The following is a 3,263-nucleotide window of genomic DNA, read 5'->3' as shown; positions in this document are numbered from 1 at the left end:
GGTGACTGGGTCCCACGGACTCAGCGGCCGGGCGAGGTGGGGGGGCGGCGCGGGGGTGTGGTCGCGGGGGGGGGTGGGGGTGGGGGGGGGTCCGCCGGCGGTGGTCGACCGGGAGAGCAGTCGCTCGGCGCGCGCCGAGCCGGGCAGTGTCGCCGCGGCGGACAGCGCCTCGACGCCGACCACCGTGCCCGCCGCGCCGGGCTGCGCGCCCGCGGCCGCCGGAACCAGACTCACCGCGGCCGTCGCCGCGACCACTGCCAGCGACGTCGCCGCGATCTTGGAAATCCTCATGGGGTCACCTTGTCGTCTTCACGGACGAGTGTCCAGGTCGCGGTCCGGGATGCCTGGCCAGTGACGACACGCACACCATTCCTGCCCGGCGTGGTGTGTGAAACAGGTCACAGGGTGGCAGGCTTGGGCGTGTCGGGTCGTACCCGGCGGGCGAGCGCTAACAGTACGGGCGTTATGCTAAAACTCCTGGTCAGCGCTACCCGTCGGTAGGCTCGGTGCTTGCAATCAACCCGCAAATTTCGCAAAGTTAGCAAACGCGGCGGCAAACCTAGCTGAGATTCACACAAGCAACAGGTAGACGGCTATTTCCTGGTGTGCCATCGTGTGGAAGTACACCCCTTGGGCCCTAGCTAGTCCTAGCAAGCCTGCAAATTGCTCCAGCAGTACGAACCGCGCAACCGAAAGCGTTCAGCCGCCGGTTGTTTCACGTTCGGACCGCCGGAGCACCGACCACACCGAGGAAGTGGAGTCAGAGATGTCGACTGTCGGCACCCCGAAGACCGCTGCGGAGATCCAGAACGACTGGGACACCAACCCCCGTTGGAAGGGCATCACCCGCAACTACACCGCCGAGCAGGTCGTCGCCCTGCAGGGCAACGTCGTCGAGGAGCACACCCTCGCCCGCCGTGGTGCCGAGATCCTCTGGGACCTCGTCAACAACGAGGACTACATCAACTCCCTCGGTGCCCTCACCGGCAACCAGGCCGTGCAGCAGGTCCGCGCCGGCCTGAAGGCCATCTACCTGTCGGGCTGGCAGGTCGCCGGTGACGCGAACCTGTCCGGCCACACCTACCCCGACCAGTCGCTGTACCCGGCGAACTCGGTCCCGTCGGTGGTCCGTCGCATCAACAACGCGCTGCTGCGCGCCGACGAGATCGCCAAGGTCGAGGGTGACACCTCGGTCGCCAACTGGCTGGCCCCGATCGTGGCCGACGCCGAGGCCGGCTTCGGTGGCGCGCTGAACGCCTACGAGCTGCAGAAGGCGATGATCGCCGCCGGTGCCGCCGGTGTCCACTGGGAGGACCAGCTGGCGTCGGAGAAGAAGTGCGGCCACCTCGGTGGCAAGGTGCTGATCCCCACCCAGCAGCACATCCGCACCCTGACCTCCGCGCGTCTGGCCGCTGACGTCGCCGACGTCCCCTCGGTCATCATCGCCCGCACCGACGCCGAGGCCGCCACCCTGCTCACCACCGACGTGGACGAGCGCGACCGCGAGTTCCTCGACGGCACCCGTACCGCCGAGGGCTTCTTCGGTGTGAAGAACGGCATCGAGCCCTGCATCGCGCGTGCCAAGGCCTACGCCCCCTACGCCGACCTCATCTGGATGGAGACCGGCGTGCCGGACCTCGAGGTCGCGCGCAAGTTCGCCGAGGCCGTCAAGTCGGAGTTCCCGGACCAGCTGCTGTCCTACAACTGCTCGCCTTCGTTCAACTGGAAGGCGCACCTGGACGACGCGACCATCGCGAAGTTCCAGCGTGAGCTCGGCGCGATGGGCTTCAAGTTCCAGTTCATCACCCTGGCCGGCTTCCACTCGCTGAACTACGGCATGTTCGACCTGGCGCACGGTTACGCCCGCAACGGCATGACCTCGTTCGTCGACCTGCAGGAGCGCGAGTTCAAGGCTGCCGCCGAGCGTGGCTTCACCGCCGTGAAGCACCAGCGTGAGGTCGGTGCCGGCTACTTCGACACCATCGCCACCACCGTGGACCCGAACACCTCGACGGCTGCCCTGAAGGGCTCCACCGAAGAGGGTCAGTTCCACTGATCCGCCGGGGATGCTTTGAGTAGCATCACCATTCCTCTACTCCGGTAGGGGTGTACGCCCTCCTCGCCGAACAGCCCCGGCGAGGAGGGCAACTCCATAACATGAGTCTCCACTCGCCTGCCGTCGACGATTCGGTAGGCGACAACTGATTTCGTGAGGGCCGGGTAACTCACCGGGTACGCCCAGAACTGGTTCGGCACCTCACGCAGGCACGGGTGCCTGACCCTATCGGCACTGAGCCGCCCGCAAAATATGCGGGGAGGCGGAACGGAGCGGGACGTGAGCAGCAGCGAGAAGATTCAGCGCGTCGGGATTATCGGCGCGGGACAGATGGGCGCTGGCATCGCCGAGGTGTGCGCACGCGCGCACGTCGACGTCCTCGTCTACGAGACCAGTCGCGAACTCGCCGCCGCGGGCCGCGCTCGGATCCTGCGCTCGCTGGACCGTGGCGTGAGCAGCGGCAAGATCACCGAGCGCGAGCGGGAGCAGGCGGCCTGGCGGCTGCGCTTCACCTCCGATCTCGGCGACTTCGCCGACCGTCAGCTGGTCGTGGAAGCCGTTGTCGAGAACGAAGAGGTCAAGACGGCCATCTTCAGCGAGCTGGACAAGGTCGTCACCGACCCGGACGCCGTGCTCGCCTCCAACACCTCCTCCATCCCGATCATGAAGATCGCGGTCGCCACGGCGAACCCCGAGCGCGTGGTCGGTCTGCACTTCTTCAACCCGGTGCCGGTGCTGCCGCTGGTCGAGCTGGTCACCACGCTCAAGACCAGCGAGCCGGTCGCCAAGCGCGCCGAGCAGTTCGCCGCCGACATCCTGGGCAAGCAGGTCGTGCGTTCGGCCGACCGTTCCGGCTTCGTCGTCAACGCGCTGCTGGTGCCGTACCTGCTCTCGGCCATCCGGATGGTCGAGTCGGGCTTCGCCACCAAGGACGACGTCGACAAGGCGATGGTGCTCGGCTGTGCCCACCCGATGGGCCCGCTGGCGCTGACCGACCTCGTCGGCCTCGACACCGTGAAGTCGATCGCGGACTCGATGTACGCCGAGTTCAAGGAGCCGCTGTACTCGGCTCCGCCGCTGCTGATGCGCATGGTCGAGGCGGGCCTGCTCGGGAAGAAGACCGGCGCCGGCTTCTACCAGTACTGAGTTTTCGGAGCGCTGGCGCGCTCGAGTCGCGGCCCCTCCTGTCCCGCCGATCAGGCACCGG

General features: G+C 67.3%; 2 protein-coding genes and 1 pseudogene. 2 read left to right on the top strand and 1 reads right to left on the bottom strand.

Annotated elements, in window-relative coordinates; all coding sequences use genetic code 11:
• Positions 1 to 291: pseudogene (locus tag ACFWPJ_RS28645) on the bottom strand (hypothetical protein); the annotation flags it as partial.
• A 475-nt stretch (positions 292 to 766) separates the two neighbouring features.
• Between ACFWPJ_RS28645 and aceA the strand changes: the two are divergent.
• Together aceA and ACFWPJ_RS28635 are read left to right on the top strand one after the other, a co-directional pair.
• Positions 767 to 2,056: an isocitrate lyase gene (gene aceA, locus ACFWPJ_RS28640; RefSeq protein WP_378855989.1), complete on the top strand. Its 1,290-nt coding sequence runs from the start codon at positions 767 to 769 to the stop codon at positions 2,054 to 2,056.
• 279 nt (positions 2,057 to 2,335) lie between these two features.
• Positions 2,336 to 3,202 carry a 3-hydroxybutyryl-CoA dehydrogenase gene (locus ACFWPJ_RS28635; protein WP_378855987.1) on the top strand — a complete coding sequence of 289 codons (867 nt, stop codon included), beginning with the start codon at positions 2,336 to 2,338 and terminating at the stop codon, positions 3,200 to 3,202.
• Positions 3,203 to 3,263: the final 61 nt, after the last annotated feature.

The organism is Nocardia sp. NPDC058497, from assembly GCF_042720195.1.
In the GTDB taxonomy this organism is placed as follows: domain Bacteria; phylum Actinomycetota; class Actinomycetes; order Mycobacteriales; family Mycobacteriaceae; genus Nocardia.
The sequence above is the reverse complement of the archived record's forward strand: the minus strand, read 5'-3'. Positions and strand labels throughout refer to the sequence as shown.

Bases quoted from the DNA above. Each gene is read 5' to 3' on its own strand.
- aceA (WP_378855989.1), top strand. From the start codon at position 767: ATGTCGACTGTCGGCACCCCGAAGACCGCTGCGGAGATCCAGAACGAC.